The sequence below is a fragment of the Belnapia sp. AC561 genome (genome assembly GCF_979252845.1).
In genome coordinates, this window is the sequence record NZ_CEEDBP010000006.1 from 215842 (window position 1) to 229925 (window position 14084).

At 72.0% G+C, this 14084-nt stretch carries 18 protein-coding genes; 13 read left to right on the forward strand and 5 right to left on the reverse strand.

The window, feature by feature from the left end; translation table 11 throughout:
- The first annotated feature begins 121 nt into the window (after positions 1-121).
- The 6 genes from hisB to AC0IW9_RS07655 are packed head-to-tail and all read left to right on the forward strand — an operon-like array spanning position 122 to position 3989.
- A complete protein-coding gene (hisB, locus tag AC0IW9_RS07630; RefSeq protein ID WP_471647622.1) occupies positions 122-727 on the forward strand; it encodes an imidazoleglycerol-phosphate dehydratase HisB in 606 nt (201 codons plus the stop codon).
- A complete protein-coding gene (locus AC0IW9_RS07635; protein ID WP_471647623.1) occupies positions 727-1134 on the forward strand; it encodes a DUF2628 domain-containing protein in 408 nt (135 codons plus the stop codon). The genes hisB and AC0IW9_RS07635 overlap by 1 nt, the downstream gene beginning before the upstream one ends.
- Positions 1131-1799 carry an imidazole glycerol phosphate synthase subunit HisH gene (gene hisH / locus AC0IW9_RS07640; RefSeq protein WP_471647624.1) on the forward strand — a complete coding sequence of 223 codons (669 nt, stop codon included), beginning with the start codon at positions 1131-1133 and terminating at the stop codon, positions 1797-1799. Before AC0IW9_RS07635 ends, hisH begins: the two co-directional genes overlap by 4 nt.
- A complete protein-coding gene (locus AC0IW9_RS07645) occupies positions 1796-2389 on the forward strand; it encodes a GNAT family N-acetyltransferase (protein WP_471647625.1) in 594 nt (197 codons plus the stop codon). Before hisH ends, AC0IW9_RS07645 begins: the two co-directional genes overlap by 4 nt.
- Entirely contained in the window at positions 2389-3147 is a 759-nt protein-coding gene (hisA, locus tag AC0IW9_RS07650) for a 1-(5-phosphoribosyl)-5-[(5-phosphoribosylamino)methylideneamino]imidazole-4-carboxamide isomerase (protein ID WP_471647626.1), read from the forward strand. The genes AC0IW9_RS07645 and hisA overlap by 1 nt, the downstream gene beginning before the upstream one ends.
- Positions 3148-3206: 59 nt before the next feature.
- Positions 3207-3989, forward strand: a complete 783-nt coding sequence (locus tag AC0IW9_RS07655) for a substrate-binding domain-containing protein (protein WP_471647627.1) — start codon at positions 3207-3209, stop codon at positions 3987-3989.
- A 7-nt stretch (positions 3990-3996) separates the two neighbouring features.
- On the opposite strand, the gene AC0IW9_RS07660 is transcribed toward AC0IW9_RS07655, so the two are convergent.
- The 3 genes from AC0IW9_RS07660 to AC0IW9_RS07670 all read right to left on the reverse strand — a co-directional run bounded on the left by AC0IW9_RS07660 (position 3997) and on the right by AC0IW9_RS07670 (position 5774).
- A complete protein-coding gene (locus AC0IW9_RS07660; RefSeq protein WP_471647628.1) occupies positions 3997-4521 on the reverse strand; it encodes a chromate transporter in 525 nt (174 codons plus the stop codon).
- Positions 4518-5096, reverse strand: coding sequence for a chromate transporter (locus AC0IW9_RS07665; RefSeq protein WP_471647629.1), 579 nt, complete (start codon positions 5094-5096; stop codon positions 4518-4520). The genes AC0IW9_RS07660 and AC0IW9_RS07665 overlap by 4 nt, the downstream gene beginning before the upstream one ends.
- A gap of 72 nt (positions 5097-5168) precedes the next feature.
- Positions 5169-5774, reverse strand: coding sequence for an HdeD family acid-resistance protein (locus AC0IW9_RS07670; RefSeq protein ID WP_471647630.1), 606 nt, complete (start codon positions 5772-5774; stop codon positions 5169-5171).
- 166 nt (positions 5775-5940) lie between these two features.
- On the opposite strand from AC0IW9_RS07670, the gene AC0IW9_RS07675 reads away from it, so the two are divergent.
- From AC0IW9_RS07675 to AC0IW9_RS07690, 4 genes are all read left to right on the forward strand, one after another.
- Positions 5941-7983 carry a TRAP transporter permease gene (locus AC0IW9_RS07675; protein ID WP_471647631.1) on the forward strand — a complete coding sequence of 681 codons (2043 nt, stop codon included), beginning with the start codon at positions 5941-5943 and terminating at the stop codon, positions 7981-7983.
- 81 nt (positions 7984-8064) lie between these two features.
- Positions 8065-8514: a hypothetical protein gene (locus AC0IW9_RS07680; protein WP_471647632.1), complete on the forward strand. Its 450-nt coding sequence runs from the start codon at positions 8065-8067 to the stop codon at positions 8512-8514.
- 11 nt (positions 8515-8525) lie between these two features.
- Positions 8526-8726, forward strand: coding sequence for a hypothetical protein (locus AC0IW9_RS07685; RefSeq protein WP_471647633.1), 201 nt, complete (start codon positions 8526-8528; stop codon positions 8724-8726).
- 75 nt (positions 8727-8801) lie between these two features.
- Positions 8802-9428, forward strand: a complete 627-nt coding sequence (locus AC0IW9_RS07690) for a YjbF family lipoprotein (RefSeq protein WP_471647634.1) — start codon at positions 8802-8804, stop codon at positions 9426-9428.
- Here AC0IW9_RS07690 and AC0IW9_RS07695 read toward each other — a convergent pair.
- The gene (locus AC0IW9_RS07695; protein ID WP_471647635.1) at positions 9412-10467 is read right to left on the reverse strand and encodes a glycosyltransferase family 4 protein; all 1056 of its coding nucleotides are present in this window, start codon (positions 10465-10467) and stop codon (positions 9412-9414) included. The genes AC0IW9_RS07690 and AC0IW9_RS07695 overlap by 17 nt on opposite strands.
- Positions 10468-10602: 135 nt before the next feature.
- On the opposite strand from AC0IW9_RS07695, the gene AC0IW9_RS07700 reads away from it, so the two are divergent.
- Genes AC0IW9_RS07700 through AC0IW9_RS07710 form a run of 3 tightly spaced genes read left to right on the forward strand, consistent with a single transcriptional unit; the run spans position 10603 to position 12567 of the window.
- The gene (locus AC0IW9_RS07700) at positions 10603-11523 is read left to right on the forward strand and encodes a manganese catalase family protein (protein WP_471647636.1); all 921 of its coding nucleotides are present in this window, start codon (positions 10603-10605) and stop codon (positions 11521-11523) included.
- A 53-nt stretch (positions 11524-11576) separates the two neighbouring features.
- Positions 11577-11990 carry a VOC family protein gene (locus AC0IW9_RS07705; protein WP_471647637.1) on the forward strand — a complete coding sequence of 138 codons (414 nt, stop codon included), beginning with the start codon at positions 11577-11579 and terminating at the stop codon, positions 11988-11990.
- A gap of 58 nt (positions 11991-12048) precedes the next feature.
- Positions 12049-12567: a GNAT family N-acetyltransferase gene (locus AC0IW9_RS07710; RefSeq protein ID WP_471647638.1), complete on the forward strand. Its 519-nt coding sequence runs from the start codon at positions 12049-12051 to the stop codon at positions 12565-12567.
- Here AC0IW9_RS07710 and AC0IW9_RS07715 read toward each other — a convergent pair.
- Positions 12546-14084: YjbH domain-containing protein (locus AC0IW9_RS07715; protein ID WP_471647639.1), on the reverse strand; the 1539-nt coding region annotated here is incomplete at its 5' end. The two genes, AC0IW9_RS07710 and AC0IW9_RS07715, sit on opposite strands and share 22 nt — an antisense overlap.

The window sequence follows — 14084 nt, forward strand, 5'->3', positions numbered from 1 at the left end:
CCGGCCGGCACCGGCGATCCCGCCCGATGGCGGCATGCCATGGCACCGGGCGCCTCGGCCGCCGAATGATCCGACGGGCGGCGTTGCCCCGGCGGCGACCGGCGAGTAGACGATGCCCCCCATGACCAGCCGCCCCCGCACCGCCGAGATCACCCGCACCACGGCCGAGACCGCCATCACCGTCCGGCTGTCGCTCGACGGCACCGGCCAGGTGGATGTCGCGACCGGGATCGGCTTCCTCGACCACATGCTGACCGCCCTCGGCCGGCATGCGCTCTTCGACCTCGGCGTCGAGGCCAAGGGCGACCTGCACATCGATTTCCACCACACGACGGAGGATGTCGGCATCGTCCTCGGCCAGGCGTTGCGCCAGGCGCTGGGCGACAAGCGCGGCATCCGCCGCTACGGCCATGCCCTGCTGCCGATGGACGAGGCCCTGGCGGAGGCGGCGGTGGATATCTCCGGCCGGCCCTTCCTCGCCTGGAGCGTGCCTTTCGCCCGCGACAAGATCGGCGAGATGGATACCGAGCTGTTCGAGGAGTTCTTCCGCGCCCTCGCGTTCAACGCGGGCGTTACCCTGCACCTGACCTTGAAGGCGGGCACCAACGCGCACCATGTCGCTGAGGCTTGCTTCAAGGCGGTGGCAAGGTCGCTGCGGATGGCCGTGGAGACCGACCCGCGTTCGCCCGAGTCCATACCCTCCACCAAGGGGGTGCTGGAGGCCTGATGCGCGTCTGGACCGTTCACACCCCGCCCGAGGCCAGCCGCCTCCGGCGGGCACGCCGCATTGAAGGCCGCCTGCCGGCCCTGGTGCCCGAGGGCTTCGCCTGGCTGGCCTTCCTCTTCGGCCTGCCCTGGCTGCTGTGGCACCGGCTCTGGCTGGAAGCGGTGATCTATGTCGGGCTGCTGGCCATCCTCGCGGCGCTGCTGCCGGTGAAGCTGCTGCCCGTCGCCGCCCTGGCGGTGCAATGGCTGCTGGGGGCCGAGGCCCAGGACCTCCGCCGCGCCGCCCTGGCCCGGCGCGGCTTCCGCCAGGCGCATGTGGTGGCCGAGCAGGATGCCGACCGGGCGCTGGCCCGGGTGCTGGCGATGCAGCCCGAGCTGGTCCCCACGACGCGGGCACGCCCGGCATGACGAGCGCCCCCATCACCATCGCCATCGTCGATCCCGGCTCGGGCAACCTCGCCTCGGTCCTGCGGGCGCTCGACCGTGCCTCGGAGACCACCGGCGTGCCGATCCGGGCCGCCATCACCCGGGATGCCGCGGAGGTCGCCGCGGCCGACCGCATCGTCCTGCCCGGCCAGGGCGCCTTCGCCGCCTGCATGCGCGGCCTCCAGGCCCTGCCCGGCATGGTCGAAACCCTGGAGGACCGGGTGCGCGGCCGCGGCGTGCCCTTGCTCGGCATCTGCGTCGGCATGCAGATCCTGGTGGAGCGCGGGCTGGAGCACGGGGTGACCCCGGGCCTCGGCTGGATCGCCGGGGAGATGGCGCCGATGGCCCCCCGCGGCCCCGACGGCGCCCCCCTGCCGCTGCCGCAGATGGGCTGGAACACGCTGGACTTCACCCCGGGCGAGCACCCGCTGCTGGACGGCATCCGCCCCGGCGAGCATGCCTATTTCGTCCATTCCTACGCATTGCGTGGCGCCGCGCCCGACGAGGTGGCGGCAACCACGGATTACGGCGGGCCGGTCGTCGCCATCGTCGCCCGTGGCAATATCGCCGGCACCCAGTTCCACGTGGAGAAGAGCGCCACCGTGGGGCTGCGCATCCTGGCCAATTTCCTCCGGTGGGAACCATGAGCGAGCCGACCGTCGCCCTGCCCGCGGCCGCCGCCAAGGCGCATCTCCTGGTGGAGCGGGTCACCGACCTCGACGACCACGACATCGCCGAGCTGTGCGAGGCGACGGATGCGGCCATCATCGAGGGCGGCGGCTTCGGCTGGATCGAGCCGCAGGGCCGCGCCGCGCTGGAGCGGCATTTCCGCGGCGTGATGCTGGTGCCGGAGCGGGAGCTGTTCATCGCCCGGCTGGACGGCATGGTGGTCGGCAGCGCCCAGCTCGTGCGCCCGCACCGGAACAATGAAGCCCAGGCCTTCGCCGCCCAGCTCACCCATGCCTATATCGCGCCCTATGGCCGCGGGCATGGACTGGCCCGGCTGCTGATCCAGCGGGTCGAGGAACGCGCCGCCTCGCTGGGCCACCGGGTGCTCAACCTGGACGTGCGGGAGACGCAGACGACCGCCATCTCGCTGTTCCGGGCGCTCGGCTATGTCCGCTGGGGAGTCCACCCCGCCTATGCGCGGGTGCGTGGGCAGACCGTGGCGGGCGAATACTACACCAAGCTGATCGAGCCCGGGCGCGGGCGCAAAACCGGCCAGGTGGTTCCTTAATGGTATTGACTCTGTATCCCGCGATCGACCTCAAGGGCGGCCAGGTGGTCCGGCTGAAGCGGGGCGACATGGCCCAGGCGACGGTCTATTCGGCCGACCCCGCCTCCCAGGCGCGGCAATTCGCCGCCGCGGGCTTCGGCTGGCTGCATGTGGTGGACCTCGACGGCGCCTTCGCCGGCAAGCCGGCCAATGCGGCGGCGGTGCAGAGCATCCTCGCCGCCATTCCCGGCGTGCCGGTGCAGCTGGGGGGAGGCATCCGCAGCATGGCCACGGTCGAGGCCTGGCTGGACCGCGGGGTGCGGCGCGTCATCCTCGGCTCCGCCGCGCTGAAGGACCCGGCCTTCGCGCTGGAAGCCTGCAAGGCCTTTCCCGGCCGGGTCGCGGTCGGCATCGATGCCCGCGGCGGCATGGTGGCGACCGAGGGCTGGGCCGATGTCAGCACCATGCCGGCGCAGGAGCTGGCGCTGCGCTTCGAGGACGCCGGCGCGGCGGCCATCATCTATACCGACATCGACCGCGACGGGATGCTGGGCGGGGTGAACCTGGAACAGACCCTGGCCCTGGCGCGGGCGGTGCGGCTGCCGGTCATCGCCTCGGGCGGCGTCGCCTCGCTGAACGACCTGGTCTCGCTGGCGGCCGTCGCCGCCGAGGGGATCGAGGGCGTGATCATCGGCCGGGCGCTCTACGATGGCCGGATCGACCCGGCCAAGGCCCTGGCGCTGGTGGCGGCGGCAACGGGCAGCGCCGCCAGGGTCTAGGCTGGCGCTGCCGGCCGGTCCAGACTGGCGGGCGGCACCCGCCAGGAGGAAACAGGACCATGCCAATCGTGCATCTCGGCCGCCGCGGGGTATTGGGCGCGGCATTGCTGGCGATGGGCGGCATGGCCCGGGCGGCCGGCGTCGAGCTCCATGTGCTGACCTCGGGCGGGCTGACCGCGGCCTACCGCATCCTCGGCCCGGAATTCGAGAAGGCGACGGGGCATAGGCTCGTCACCGCCCAGGGCGCCTCCATGGGCACGGCGCCGGATGCCATCCCGCAGCGCCTGGCCCGCAACGAGCCCGCCGACGTGCTGCTGCTGGCCGCCAATGGGCTGGATGCGCTGATCGCCACGGGCAAGGCGGTGGCCGGCAGCCGGGTGGATATCGCCGAATCGCTGATCGGCATGGCGGTGCGAAGCGGCGCGCCGAGGCCGGACATCGGCACCATGGAGGGCTTCCGCCGGACCCTGCTGGAGGCGAAGTCGATCGCCTATTCGGCCAGCGCCAGCGGCGTCTACATCGAGGGCGAGATGTACCGCCGCATGGGCCTCGAGGCCGAGCTGGCGCCCAAGAGCCGCAAGATCTTCAGCGAGCGGGTCGGCAGCGTCGTCGCCCGCGGCGAGGCCGAGATCGGCTTCCAGCAGGTGAGCGAGCTGCTGCCGATCCAGGGGATCGACTACATCGGCCCCATCCCGCGGGAGATCCAGCAGGTGACGGTCTTCTCCGCCGGCATCGCCGCCAATTCGCGCCAGCCCGAGGCGGCGCGGGCGCTGATCGCCTTCCTCGCCTCGCCCGAGGCGCGCGAGGTGCTGCGCAAGACCGGCGTGGAGCCCCTGCGGTAGCGCCGCCTCAGGTCAGGAAGAGCGCCCCCAGCACCCCGCCCCCGGCCAGCACCCAGAGCGGATTATAATCGGTCCGCCAGACGAGAAGCGTGGAAGCGGCGACCACCACCAGCGGCATGGCGCCATGGGTATAGGAGGCCTGGGCCATGGTGATCCCGGCCGCCAGGATCAGCCCGATCGCCACCGGCACCAGCCCGCCCTGGGCCGGCTTCAGCCAGGGCGCGCCGCGCAGCCGGTGGGTCAGCCCGGCCATGCCCCAGGCCAGCACCGCGGAGGGCACCAGCATCCCGAAGGTCGCCGCCGCCATGCCGCCCGACCCGGCGATGCGCCAGCCCATGACGCTGGCGACCAGGATATTCGGCCCCGGCGCCGCCTGGGCCAGCGCATAGAGCTGGGAGAAGGTCGCGTCGTCCAGCCAGCCATGCAGCTCGACCAGCTGCCGGTGCATCTCCGGCAGCACCGCATTGGCGCCGCCGACCGCGACCAGCGACAGGATGGAGAAGGTCAGCAGGATCTGCAGGATGAGGGTCATCGCGCGACCGCCCCGCCGAGCAGCCCGGCCCGCCGCAGCGACAGCGCGATGGAGACCGGCGCCAGCACCAGCACGATCAGCAGCAGCGGCACCCGCAGCACCGCCGCCGCCAGCGTCGCCAGCAGCAGGATCGCCAGCGCATCCCAGCGCAGCTTCAGCTTGCCCGCCATCTTGAAGGCGGTGCCGATGACCATGCCCGCCGCCCCGGCGGCGATGCCGTTCATCACCGGCGCGACGGCCGGCAGCTGCCCGTAGCGGTCATAGAAGAGACAGAGCCCGATCAGGATGAGGAGCGGGGCGAAATAGAGCCCGCCGGTCGCCAGCAGCGCCCCCGCCAGCCCATGGAAGCGCCGGCCGATCATCACCGCCGCATTGCCCACGTTGGGGCCGGGCAGGATCTGGCCGAGGCCCAGGACCTCGGCGTATTCGCGCTCGGTCAGCCAGTGGCGTTCCTCGACGATGACCCGCCGCGCCCAGGCGGCGACCCCGCCGAAGCCGAACATGCCGATCTTAAGGTAGCCGGTGAACAGCGCCGCCCGGGTGGGAATGAGGGTCGGTGGCGGGGCTTCGGGCAAGGCGGGCGCTCCTCGGGTGGGGCGCCATGGTGGCCGGGATGCGGGGGGCGGTCCATGCCCCCCGGTTGCGGGTCAGCCCCGCCCCATCGCCGGCCCGTGCGGGTCGTGCGCCACCCGGCGCAGCCGCCAGCCGAGCCAGCACAGCAGCCCGCCGGCCAGCAGCGCCTGGATGCCCACCACCCAGATCAGCGCCAGCAGCCCCGGTCCCGGCGCCGCGATCAGCCAGGCGCCGATGAAGACCGCGATCGCCCCGGCCAGGCCCATCAGCACGCTGCCGAGCCGGAAGGCCATCACCAGCCGGATGACGCCGACCGCGATCGACCAGAACCCCGTGATGAAGACCAGCATCAGGGCCGAGGCGACGGGCGCCACCAGCAGCGCGACCGCGGCGCCCAGCGAGACGATCCCGTCCACCCAGAACCAGACCCCGTGCTTCTCCGGCGGCCCCTTCACCGCCTGGTACAGGGTGCCGATCCCGTCGAGGGCCATCCAGGCGGCGAGGAAGCCCAGCATCACCGCCAGCCCCAGCCCGGGGACCAGGAAGGCCAGCAGGCCGAACAGGATCCCGGCGAGGCCGCGCAGCAGGAACATCCACCAGCCGCGGGCCATCAGCCGCACCAGGTGGAAACGGCCGGTCAGGCTGGCGGGGCCGGCCGGCATCGGCTGCAGATCGGACATCGGGGAGGCTCCTCCGGTTGCGCATCGGCATTACGCCCGGGGCCATCCTGCGGCCATGCCCGGCGGGGTGACAAATCCGTAGGGGGATGGGCGCCGGTCGCGCAGCCCGCTACAGGGATCGCCAAACGGGGCGGCGCCCCCGAAGTTTGGCAGGGACCCTCCGGAAATGAGCAGCACGACCAACCTTCCACCGGAGATCCCCCCCGGTGCGCTCGACGACCAGACCGCGGCCCGCGTCGAGGCGCTGATCGAGGAGGAGGAAGGCGCGCAGAACCGCTACACCGGCTGGCTGCACTACGCCGCCACCGGCCTGGCCCTGGCGATGGCGCTGTTCCATCTGTGGGCGGCCTGGGACATCGTGCCCACCACCTCGCTGCGCTTCATCCATGTCGGCTTCGCCATGGGGCTCGGCTTCCTGCTGTTCCCGGTGAGCCGGCGCTTCCGCAACCGGCTGATGCCCTGGGACGTGGTGCTGATCGCCGCCTCCCTCTACGTCACCTGGTACCTGCTCTACGGCGGCGACCTGATCGGCACGGAGCCGCTGATCGACCGCTACGTCTTCCCCGAGACCCAGGACCTGATCGTCGGCTGGGTGCTGATCCTGCTGGTGCTGGAGGTGACGCGGCGGGCGACCGGCTGGGTCATGCCGGTCGTGGCCGGGGCCTTCATGCTATACGCCTTCTTCGGCAACCTGCTGCCGCCCCCCTGGCGCCACCAGGGCTATGGTTCGGAACGGCTGATCCCGCACCTGACCATCACCCTCGACGGCATCTTCGGCACCGCGGTGGATGTCTCGGCCAGCCTGATCATCCTCTTCACCATCTACGGCGCCATCCTGCAGCTTTCCGGCGCCGGCAAGTTCTTCGTCGACTTCAGCTTCTCGGCGACGGGGGGCAAGGCGACCTCGGCGGGGCGGACCGTGGTGCTGTCGTCCTTCCTGCTCGGCGGGCCCTCGGGCTCGGGCGTGGCGACGACCGTGACGCTAGGCACCGTCGCCTGGCCGATGATGAAGCGGGTCGGCTACAAGCCGGACGACGCGGGCGGGCTGCTCGCCGCCGGCGGGCTCGGCGCCATCATCTCGCCCCCGGTGCTGGGCGCCGCGGCCTTCCTGATCGCCGAGTACCTCAAGATCGGCTATCTCGAGGTGCTGCGGATGGCGGCGGTGCCGACCATCCTCTACTACGCCTCGCTGCTCTTCATGGTGGAGCTGGACCAGCGCCGGATCGGCGCCGCCCACCTCAAGGCCGGGACCGAGCGCGAGGTCATCACGGTCGAGAGCCCCTGGGCGCTGACCAAGAAATACGGCTTTCACTTCTCCTCGCTGCTGGCGATCGTGGTCTTCATGGTGCTGGGCTACTCGCCCACCATGTCGGTGCTCTACGCCATGGCGGTGGCGGTGGTGCTGTCCTTCATCCGCCGCGACAGCGCGCTCTGGCCGAGGAAGCTGGTCGCGGCGCTGGCCTCGGGCGCCATCCAGGCGGTGGGCATCGCCGCGACCTGCGCCTGCGCCGGCATCATCGTCGGCGTCATCACCCTGACCGGCCTCGGGCTGAAGTTCTCCGAGATCGCCATCCAGGCGGCGGGCGGGTCGCTGGTCATCACCGCGCTCTATACCGCGCTGATCGTCTGGATCGTGGGTCTCGCGGTGCCGGTGACCGCCAGCTACATCATCTGCGCGGTGGTCGCGGCGCCGGCGCTGATCAAGCTCGGCGTGCCGGACTATGCGGCGCATATGTTCGTCTTCTACTACGCGGTGCTGAGCGAGGTTTCGCCGCCGACCGCGCTGAGCCCCTTCGCCGCCGCCGCCATCACCGGCGCCGGTCCCTACCGCACCACGCTCCAGGCCTGGAAATACACCCTGCCGGCCTTCGTGCTGCCCTTCGTCTTCGTGACGGACCCGGATGGCGTCGGCCTGCTGCTGGCCTTCAAGCCGGGCATGGGCTGGGGCGACGTGGTGGTGCAGATCGCGCTGGCCGCCGGCGGCCTCGCCGCGCTCTCGGCCGCCTGCCAGGGCTTCGCCCGGCGGGCGCTGGCCGGCTGGGAAAGGGCGGGCTTCGTCATCGCCGGGCTGCTGATGATCTTCCCGGCCCTGGTCGAGGCCTTCTTCGGCGCGGGCGTCCCGGCGCCGCATCTCATCGGCGTGGCCCTGGGTGCGGTGCTGCTGGCGCTGCAGTGGCGGGGCGGGCCGCCACGGGCGGCAACCGCCTGAGGCGGGGGCGTGAGAGGGGGGGGTCGCCAGGAAACCGGAATGATGCCGCGGCGTTGGCCAGGGTCTCCCGGAGAGACCGCCATGCGCCACGCCGCCATCCTCGCCCTCGTCCTGCTCGCCACCCCGGTCCTCGTCGCCCCGGCCCTGGCCCAGCCGCGCGGCGGCGACCTCACGCCGCATGGCCAGGGCGGCGCCGGCGCCATCCCGCCGGTGGAAGGCCAGAAGGATGCCGCCCGCATGGCCGGCATCACCCCGCCCGCCAGCCGCTCGGCCGAGATCCTGCGCGACGCCGACCGCGCCCTGGGCGAGAACAACCCCGGCCTCGCCAACGAACTGCTGGAACGCGCCGCGACCGCCCTGCTGAACCAGCCCGGCGTCGAGGCGCGGCCGGATGGCGTCCGCTCGGTCGGCCCCGGCGCCGCCATCAATGCCGCGCGCGAGGCCCTGGCGAAGAACGACCTGCCCGGCGCCCGCGCCCGCATCGCCGATGCGCAGACGGCGATCCGCCGCGCCGATGGCGACACGCGCTGAGGGGCCAGGGCATGGCGCATGTGCTCTGGTCCGCCGGCGCCATCCTGGTGGCGCTCGGCCTCGCCGCGCATCTCTTCGGCTGGGACTCCCTGCTCTGGATCCCCGAGGCGATCCTCGATGCGATCCGCGAGGACCCCAAGACCTATGGCGTCATCGCCCTCGGCCTGCTGCTGATGTTCATCGCCCGCTTGGTCTCCCGCCACCGGTCCTGAGCATTTAGCCCTGAGCATCCGGCCCGGTGGAATTCCGGCCTCGCTTCGTTGCGATAACGGCACTATCCTGCGGGGATGCGTCCCTGGCCCCTGCTGCTCCCGCTTCTGCTCGCCGGCTGCGGCGACACGCTCTGGCGGAATGCCGTCGATGGCATCGTCGATGCCGTCGCGCCCGTCGTCGCCCCGCTGGAGGACCTGCCGGAGCCCGAGGGCCGCGCCCTCCGGCTCTGGATCGGCGGCCGCTCCACCCCGGCGGTGCTGCTGCAGGAATTGGGGGAGCGGCGGATCTGGCGCACCGCCTCCGGCATCGTCGTGGCGACGGAAGGCGGCCGGGTCACCGCCACCGCCGGCATGCGGCAGATGCTGGCCGCGACCCGCTTCGAGGGGCCGGACCCGCTCTCGGCCCCCGCCGCCCTGCTCGACCAGCCCGCCGAGGCCCGCCGCCTGGTGGACCTGATGGATGCCGACCGGGAGCCGGACGGCATGCGCTTCGGCATCTCCCTCGCCTGCCGGCTGCGTGCCGAGCGCACCGGGGATGCCGAGGTGCTGCTGGTGAGCGAACGCTGCCGCACCCGGGGCAGCTTCGGCTTCACCAACCGCTTCTGGGTCGAGGCCGATGGCGGCGCGGTGCTGCGGGCGGAGCAATGGGTCGGCCCGCGGGTGCCGCCGCTGGTGGTGGAATTCCTCAGCCCCGCCAGCTGAGCCCGGCCCGCCGTACCCGCCGCGCCACCCACCACAGCCAGAGGCATTGCACCGCCAGCGCCGGCAGCACGATCAGCGGCTTGGCCCAGGACGCCAGGTTCAGGAACAGCGCCGCCAGCCCGGCATGGAAGAGCGCGAAGCCCCAGTGCACCGCGGCCACCCGGCGCACGCCGAGGCCGCTGCGCTGGGCCATCTGGTACAGATGCGTCCGGTGCGGCGCCCCCACCCGGTCCCCCATCCAGCCCCGCCGCAGCAGGGTGAAGCCCGCATCGAACAGCAGCCCGAACAGCAGCAGCGGCACGATCAGGAAGCTGAGCTGGCTGAAATCGAAGCGTGCCGCGGCGACGGCCAGCACCGCCAGCATGAAGCCGGCGAATTGGCTGCCGACGTCGCCCATGAAGATCCGCGCCGGATGCAGGTTGAAGGGCAGGAAGCCGGCGAAGCCCGCCGCGAGGATCAGCGCCGCGATATAGATGAAGCGGCCGCCCTCGCCGGCCGCGATCACCGCCAGGGCGACGCAGGCGATCAGCAGCGTGCCGCCGACCAGCCCATCCAGCCCATCCATGAAATTCACCGCATTGGTGCAGCCGACGATCCAGAAGACCGTCAGCAGCGCCCCGACCCAGCCCAGATCCACCACGCCCAGATAGGGCAGCGCCAGCCGGGACAGGGTGATGCCGGTGCCGGCGGCGACCAGCGCCGCCCCGACCTGCGCCGCCAGCCGCAGCCGGGCCGAAAGGTTGCGGATGTCGTCCGCCAGCGCCACCCCGGCGATGGCCAGGGCGGCGAAGATCACGCCAAGGAATTGCCGTTCCGCCAGCCGGGCGAAATCCGCCATGCCGTAGAGGACCAGCATCCCGCAGAGGAAGGCGACCACCACGCCGACCCCGCCGCCGCGCGGCGTCGCCACCGCATGGGCGCTGCGGCCGTTCGGGATGTCGAGGATGGGCCAGCGGATCATGGCCCGGACCACCACCGCCGAGAGCAGCGCCAGGCCAAGGGCGAATACCAGGTGTTGCGTCAGCGCTTCGAAGGTCATGCCGGCCGGGGTTTGGCCGAAGCGGCGGCGGGCCGCAAGGCTGCGGCACCTTCGTGATAATGCGACGCTGCCACAAAACCCCGGGCGGTTTCGCTGGTTAGGGAAGTCTAACCCAACAGCTCCGGATGCCCCCCCATGTTCCTTCGTGTCGATAAGCTGCAGGCTGAACTACCCGCACCCAAGCGGAAGGATCCGAATGCGGCTGCTGCCCTGCAGGAACTGCTGGGCGGCAAGTACGGCGAGATGTCCACCCTCGGGAACTACATGTTCCAGAGCTTCAATTTCCGCAGCAAGAGCAAGCTGCGCCCCTTCTATAGCCTGGTCGCCAGCATCACCGCCGAGGAACTCGGCCATGTCGAGCTGGTCAGCAACGGCGTCGCCATGCTGAACAACGGCCCGGACAACGACGGCGACGAGACCGATGGCGGCGACATCTCCGGCGCCCCCTTCGAGGCGATGAAGGACATCCGCTCCTTCGCCAGCTTCGCCTCCCATGGCGGCGGCTCGACGCCGGTGAACAGCAATTCCATGTCCTGGAATGCCGACATGGTCACCACCACGGGCAATGTCGTGGTCGACCTGCTGCACAACTTCCACCTGGAATGCGGCGCCCGCCTGCACAAGCTGCGCGTCTACGAGACGCTGACGGATCCGACCGGCCGCGCCGTCTGCGGCTACCTGCTGGTCCGCGGCTCGGTCCATGCGCATGCCTATGCGCTGGCGCTGAAGCAGATCACCGGCGTCGAGCTGGAGAAGTTCCTGCCGACCCCGAACATCAACCTCGACAAGATCCCCGAGTGCCAGCAGTACCTGGCCGAGGGTTCGCATCGCCGCCTCTATACCTTCAGCCCGGCCGACTACAAGGACATGGCCGGCATCTGGGGCAATGGCGAGATGGCGCTGCCGGGCGACCCGGTCGGCCAGCTCGAGGTCGTGGACGGCATGCCGGAAGGCGGCAAGATCCACCAGCTCACCGGCATTCCCTCGGCCTTCACCCCGGACTACGCGCCCGAGGAAATGTTCGAGATCGCCACCAAGCTCTACAAGAAGGCGTAATGCCGGCGGGCGGGGACATCATCCCCGCCCGTTTCTCGATTGGGCGCCCCCGCATGCCGCGCATCAGCCACCAGCTCGAATACTCGCTCTATGTCGACGACCTCGCGCGGTCGGCGGATTTCTACCGCCGCGTCCTGGGCTTCGAGGAATATCTGCGCGACGACCGCATGATCGGCCTCGGCGTGCCCGGCAACAGCGTGCTGCTGCTGTTTGTGCGCGGCGGCTCGGTCGAGCCCTCCCCCACGCCCACCGGCATCATCCCGCCGCATGACGCGACCGGCCACCAGCATCTCGCCTTCGCCATCCCGGTCGGCGAGCTGGATGCCTGGGATGCGCATCTGGCGCAGGCGGGCGTCGCCCTCGAATCCCGTGTCACCTGGCCCCGCGGCGGCGTCAGCCTTTATTTCCGCGATCCGGACGGGCATTCCGTCGAGGTCGCCACCCCCGGCCTCTGGCCCAGCTACTGACGCTTCCCTGAGCGGGCCGGCAATGGTTGTATCGCGCAACCGTTGCCGGAGCATTCCCATGCCCGACCCCGAAACCGGGCCGGCCTGCATCACCCGGGGCTGGCGTCCCGGCCTGCTCGGCGATGCCGCCGCATTGCAGTCCCGCACCTATGCCCAGCTTTCCGGCTTCGGCGCGGCCTTCGAGGCGGTGCTGGCGCGGGGCCTGGGCGAATTCGCCGCCCGGCTGGACCGGCCGGGCAATGCCATCTGGTCGGCCCATCGCGACGACCTCACGCTCGGGACCATCGCCATCGATGGCGAGGACATGGGGCCGGACATCGCGCATCTCCGCTGGTTCGTCGTGGCGCCGGGGCTGCGCGGCGGCGGGATCGGCCGTCGCCTGCTGACGGCAGCGCTGGACTTTGTCGATGCCGGCGGCTTCGCCGAGACCCAGCTCTGGACCTTCCAGGGTCTCGACGCCGCCCGCCGCCTCTATGAGGCCGCCGGCTTCAGGCTGACCGAGGAACGGCCGGGTGCGCAATGGGGCAGCACGGTGCAGGAGCAGCGCTTCGTCCGCTACCGCAGCAGCCCGAGGTAGTCCCGCCCCAGCGCCTCTGCCCGGCCTTCCCGCGTCACCTCGAACAGCGGGTTGTCCACCGCCAGCCGCTGGCCGCCATCCCGCACCACCGGCCGGATCAGCGCGGTCGCCCGCGCCGCCGTCTCCGGCCCGAACAATTGCAGCGGGAAGCGGATGAAGATGCCCTTGTCGAAGCTGCCCTCGCCGAAGCGGCGGAAGGGCGTGGTGGTCAGGGTGGCGAAGCCGCCCACCTCGATCCCGGAATCGAAGCGCCGGCTCACCTCCAGCGTCCCGCCCCAATCCCCCGCGAGGTAGCGCCCCGCCCGCAGCACCGCGCCCAGGTTCCAGACCGGCAGGTCGGCATAAACCGAGGCATGGCCCGTCGCCACCGAATAGCCCAGCGCCCCCAGCCGCTGCCGGTAGTCCCGCTGCGCCACCCAGGCGAGGTCGAGCCCCAGCGCGAAGCCCCGCTGCTGCGGCCGCCACAGCACCTCCCCCTGCACGCCCTGGAACATCGGCTCCAGCAGCCCGGCCGAGATGCGGGCGAACCAGTCCTCGGACGGGCTCCAGAGCCGCTCGGCATAGAGCGTCGGGATCGCCGTCCGCCCCTCCCGGGCATAGCGGCCGAGGTCGCTCCGCACCCGCGGCAACAGGCTGTTGGAGGGCAGCCCCTTGTCGAGGTTGCCCGCCACCGCCTGGGAGAGGCTGCCGGCCAATGCCAGCCCCTCGCCCAGCCCCAGCCGCACCCCGGCCGCCGCCGCGGCCTGCCAGCGCACCCCCACCCTGGGATCGCCGAGCTGCAGGGCGATGCGCGGCTCCAGCGCCCAGTCCAGGTCGGGGGCGAAGCCCGGCAGGGTTTCGGCCGGCAGCAGGCTGGCGCTGGCCAGCACCTCCTCGGCGCTGCCCGCGCCGGCCGCCGCCGCCTCCACCGCCTCCCGCAGCAGCACCAGCCGGGCGATGGGCAGCCCGGCGCGGTGCCATTCGACGGCGAGGCGCTCGACCTCCGCCGGCAGCGCCGGCTGCGCCGCCCGGGCGACCCTTCCGGCGACCTGCGCCAGGGTCGGGAAGCGCCCGCCGGCGACGGCGATCACCGCCTCCTCGCCGTCCAACCGCACCGCCAGCGGGCGGAAGCCGGCCCGCCGCAGCGCCGCCGCGGCATCGCCGGGCTCCTCCGGCCTGGCCACCATGGCGGGCGGCGCCGGCCGCGGCACCGCGGGCGGCCGCGCCGGGTCCAGCCGCAGCGACAGCCGCAGCAGCAGGTCGGTGCCATGGACGACATGCACCCCCGCATCGACCCAGGGATTCGGCTGCCATTGCAGGCCGATGTTGAGGCGGGAGGCAGCCTGGCCCCGCAGGCCGGTGGTGCGGGCGGGGTAGCCGCCGCGCTCTTCCCGCAGCGCATCGCCGGACCATTCCAGCTTGGCCCGCAGCCCTTCCAGCCCCAGCGCCCAGTCGGGCGGCACCGACCATTCCAGCCCGCCGAAGACCGCCGCGTCGCGGCCGCGGAACAGGCCGCTCACCCCCGGCGTCCCGCCCAC